Source organism: Streptomyces flavofungini, from assembly GCF_041028215.1.
Classification (GTDB): domain Bacteria; phylum Actinomycetota; class Actinomycetes; order Streptomycetales; family Streptomycetaceae; genus Streptomyces; species Streptomyces flavofungini_B.
Genome location: NZ_JASKYR010000658.1, coordinates 1 through 4,389 on the forward strand (window position 1 = coordinate 1; position 4,389 = coordinate 4,389).

Sequence of the window (4,389 nt, forward strand, 5' to 3'; positions counted from 1 at the left end):
CGATGAGGCGCTCGCCCTGGTGAACGAGGGGCGGAAGGGGCACGGGAGCATCCCGCACGCCACGTCGGCGGCGGGAGCGTCGGGAGCGGCCGGAGCAGCGGGGGCGGCGGCCACGTCGGCGTCGGCGTACTCGACCGGCGCCCCGTCCCACGGAGCCATGCCCAGCGTCTCCGGCGAGACCAAGCACCGCGACATCACCCCCTGGGACGTGGCCCGCGCCCGTGCCTCGCGGGCCGCTCGGGCGCCCAGGGAGGCGTCCGTCTCCGTGCCGCTTTCCCAGGCGCTCGGGATGGTTCTGGCCGCCCCGCTGACCGCCCTCACCGATCTGCCGTCCTTCGACACCTCGGCCATGGACGGCTGGGCCGTCGCGGGTCCGGGCCCCTGGGACGTACGCGCCGAAGGGGTCCTCGCCGGGGACGGGAAGCCCGCGCCGCTCGGCGACGGCGAGGCCGTGCGTATCGCGACCGGCGCCGGTATCCCGAGGGACGCCACCGCGGTGCTCCGCAGTGAGCACGGCCGCACCGACGACAAGGACGACAACGACGGCAACGACGGCAAGGGCAGGCTGTACGCGCTGCGCGATCTGACGCAGGGGCAGGACATCCGGCCACGCGGCCAGGAGTGCCGTTCCGGTGAGCACCTGCTGCCGTCCGGGTCCCTGGTCACGCCCGCTGTGCTCGGCCTCGCGGCGGCCGCCGGGTACGACACGCTCGCCACCCTGCGCAGGCCCCGCGTGGAAGTCCTCGTCCTGGGCGATGAGTTGCTGGCCGAGGGGCTGCCCCGGGACGGCCGCATCCGTGACGCGCTCGGCCCGATGCTGCCGCCGTGGCTGCGGTCGCTCGGTGCCGAAGTCACCGGGGTGCGGCACCTCGGCGACGACGCCAAGGCGCTGTACGAGGCGATCACGAAGTCCACGGCCGACCTGATCGTCACGACGGGCGGTACGGCGTCGGGGCCCGTCGATCACGTCCACCCCACGCTGGACCGGATCGGCGCCGAGCTGCTCGTGGACGGTGTCGCGGTGCGCCCCGGGCATCCCATGCTGCTCGCCAGGATCAGGCCGGACCAGCACCTCGTCGGGCTGCCGGGCAATCCGCTCGCCGCGGTCTCCGGCCTGCTCACCCTGGCCGAGCCGCTGCTGCGCGCGCTCACCGGGCGGGCGTCCGGCCAGGGCGGCGGCCCCTCGATGTACACCGCTCCGGTGCGGGAGTCCGTGCAGGGTCACCCGTATGACACCCGGCTCGTGCCCGTCGCCCTGCGCGGCGAGGTGGCCGTGCCGCTGCGCTTCAACGGGCCCGCCATGCTGCGGGGCATCGCGGCGGCCGACGGGCTCGCGGTGGTGCCGTCCGGCGGGGCGCGGCAGGGGCAGGAGCTGGAAATCTTGGACCTGCCGTGGGCCGTGCCGACGGACCCGGGCGCCCTCGGGGGCCCAGGTGACCCTGGCCTCGGCACCGGCCGAAGCGGCCCCGGCCCCAACGGCCTTGGCGCCTCCGGCGGTCTCAACGACCTCACCGGTTCCGGCGGGGAGTGTTTCACGTGAAACTTCCCGGACACGACGCCATCGCTCGGGACCCGGCGGAGCACCACACCACGCACCGGATCAAGCTGCCGCAGCGGGTGGTCGAGCGGCCGTTGCGGCAGGTCACACGGCGTCTGGCGATGGCGCTGCTGGTGCTCGCGCTGACGACGTTCATCGTGTGGATCGACCGCAGCGGGTACAACGACAACTCCGACGGGCGCGTCGACTTCCTCGACGCGGCGTACTACGCCACGGTCACGCTCTCCACCACGGGCTACGGCGACATCGTCCCGTACAGCGACAGCGCGCGGCTCACCAACATTCTGTTGATCACGCCGTTGCGCGTGCTCTTCCTGATCATCCTGGTCGGCACCACCCTCGAAGTGCTCACGGAACGGACGCGCGAGGAGTGGCGTCTGTCCCGCTGGAGGTCCAACTTGCGTGAACACACTGTCGTCGTCGGCTTCGGCACGAAGGGCCGGTCGGCGATCCAGACCGTCTGCGCGACCGGCCTGAAGCCGGAGCAGATCGTGGTGGTCGACCCCAGCGCGAAGGTCATCGACGCGGCTACGGCGGAGGGGTTCGCCGGGGTCGTCGGCGACGCGACGCGCAGCGATGTGCTGCTCAGGGCCGAGGTGCAGCGGGCCCGGCAGATCATCATCGCGACGCAGCGGGACGACACGGCGGTGCTTGTCGCGCTGACCGCACGGCAGTTGAACCGCGGGGCGAAGATCGTGGCGGCGGTGCGCGAGGAGGAGAACGCGCCGCTTCTCCGGCAGTCCGGGGCCGACGCGGTCATCACCAGCGCGAGTGCGGCCGGGCGGCTGCTCGGGCTATCCGTGCTCAGCCCCAGTGCGGGCATGGTCATGGAGGACCTCATCCAGCAGGGCACGGGGCTCGATCTGGTCGAGCGTCCGGTCATAAAGGCCGAGGTCGGGCGCGGGGTCAGGGAGACGGAGGACCTCGTGGTGAGCGTGGTGCGGGGGCATCGGGTGCTGGGGTACGACGATCCGGCCGTCGGCAAGTTGCAGCTCACCGACCGGCTGATCACGATCGTCCGGGCGACGCCCACGGCCGTGATCGCACCGGACGTCAAACCGCTGCGGCGGGACTGACCGGGCTCCTCGCCGGGGGCCCGTTGCCCGGGGCCCGCGGATCCGCTGCGGCGGGACTGACCGGGCTCCTCGCCGGGGGCCCGTTGCCCGGGGCCCGCGGAYCCGCTGGAGTCCGGCTGCGGTGGGATGGCGGCGGGACTGACCGGGCTCCTCGCCGGGGGCCCGTTGCCCGGGGCCCGCGGATCCGCTGCGGCGGGACTGACCGGGCTCCTCGCCGGGGGCCCGTTGCCCGGGGCCCGCGGATCCGCTGCGGCGGGACTGACCGGGCTCCTCGCCGGGGGCCCGTTGCCCGGGGCCCGCGGATCCGCTGCGGCGGGACTGACCGGGCTCCTCGCCGGGGGCCCGTTGCCCGGGGCCCGCGGATCCGCTGCGGCGGGACTGACCGGGCTCCTCGGGGGGCCCAGAGGCTCAGGGGCTCAGGGGCCCGTGGGAGTCCGGCTGCGGTGGGATTGACGGGTGTCAGTTCCTCGTGGGGCCGGGGGCCTGCGGATGTTCTGCTGCGGTGGGATTGACGGGGGCCAGCTCCTCGCGGGGGCCCTGGGCTCGTAGGAGCCCGGCTGCTGCGAGACCGACGACAGCTCTTCGCAGGGGCCCTGGGCTAGCGGGAGTCCCGCTGCTGTGAGACCGACGACAGCTCCTCGCGGGCTCAGGGGGCCCGTGGGAGCCCCGCTGCGGTGGGACCGTCGGGCGACAGTTCGTGGCGGGGGCCCAGGGGCCAGCGGGAGTAGCCTCGGGCCTATGTATGCGATCACTATCCCCGAACCCGGTGGGCCCGAAGCGCTGGTGTGGGCAGAGGTGGCTGATCCTGTGCCCGGCGAGGGCGAGGTGCTGGTCGAGGTGGTGGCCAGTGCCGTGAACCGCGCCGATCTGCTGCAACGGCAGGGCTTCTACAACCCGCCGCCCGGCGCGTCCCCCTACCCCGGCCTGGAGTGCTCGGGCCGCATCATCGCGCTCGGCCCCGGCGTCTCCGGCTGGGCGGTGGGCGACGAGGTGTGCGCGCTGCTCTCCGGCGGCGGCTACGCCGAGCAGGTCGCCGTGCCGGTCGGGCAGCTCCTGCCCGTGCCCGAGGGCGTCGACCTCGTGACGGCGGCGGCGCTGCCCGAGGTGACGTCGACCGTATGGTCCAACGTGTTCATGATTTCTCACCTCCGGCCCGGTGAGACGCTGCTCGCGCACGGCGGTTCGAGCGGCATCGGCACCATGGCGATCCAGCTCGCCAAGGCGGTCGGCGCGAAGGTCGCCGTCACGGCGGGTACGAAGGAGAAGCTGGACTTCTGCCGGGAACTCGGCGCGGACATCCTCATCAACTACCGCGAGCAGGACTTCGTGGCGGAGATCGAGCGGGCCACGGACGGGGCGGGCGCGGACGTCATCCTCGACAACATGGGCGCCAAGTACCTGGACCGCAATGTGCAGGCCCTGGCGGTCAACGGGCGGCTCTCCATCATCGGCATGCAGGGCGGCGCCAAGGGCGAGCTGAACATCGGCGCGCTGCTCACCAAGCGCGCCGCCGTCACCGCCACCTCCCTGCGTGGCCGTCCCGCCGCCGAGAAGGCGTCGATCGTGGCGGCGGTACGGGAGCATGTGTGGCCGCTGATCTCGGCGGGGCAGGTGCGGCCGATCGTCGACCGTGTGGTGCCGATGCGGGACGCGGCTGCCGCGCACCGCATCCTTGAGGAGAGCGGCCACATCGGAAAGGTGCTGCTCCAGCGCTAGCGCCCGCCCCGGGCAAGCCTCCTGGCGGCCGAGCCAAGC

At 73.5% G+C, this 4,389-nt stretch carries 3 protein-coding genes; all 3 read left to right on the forward strand.

Going from position 1 to position 4,389, the window contains the following annotated elements; translation table 11 throughout:
• Positions 1–1,540, forward strand: a 1,540-nt coding sequence (locus AB8Z36_RS31930) for a molybdopterin molybdotransferase MoeA (RefSeq protein WP_440582050.1), incomplete at its 5' end; no start/stop codon positions are given.
• Positions 1,528–2,634 (forward strand): potassium channel family protein, encoded by a 1,107-nt coding sequence (locus AB8Z36_RS31935; RefSeq protein ID WP_369216876.1) that lies wholly within the window; start codon positions 1,528–1,530, stop codon positions 2,632–2,634. The genes AB8Z36_RS31930 and AB8Z36_RS31935, both read left to right, overlap by 13 nt.
• Positions 2,635–3,372: 738 nt before the next feature.
• Entirely contained in the window at positions 3,373–4,350 is a 978-nt protein-coding gene (locus tag AB8Z36_RS31940; RefSeq protein WP_369216877.1) for an NAD(P)H-quinone oxidoreductase, read from the forward strand.
• Positions 4,351–4,389: the final 39 nt, after the last annotated feature.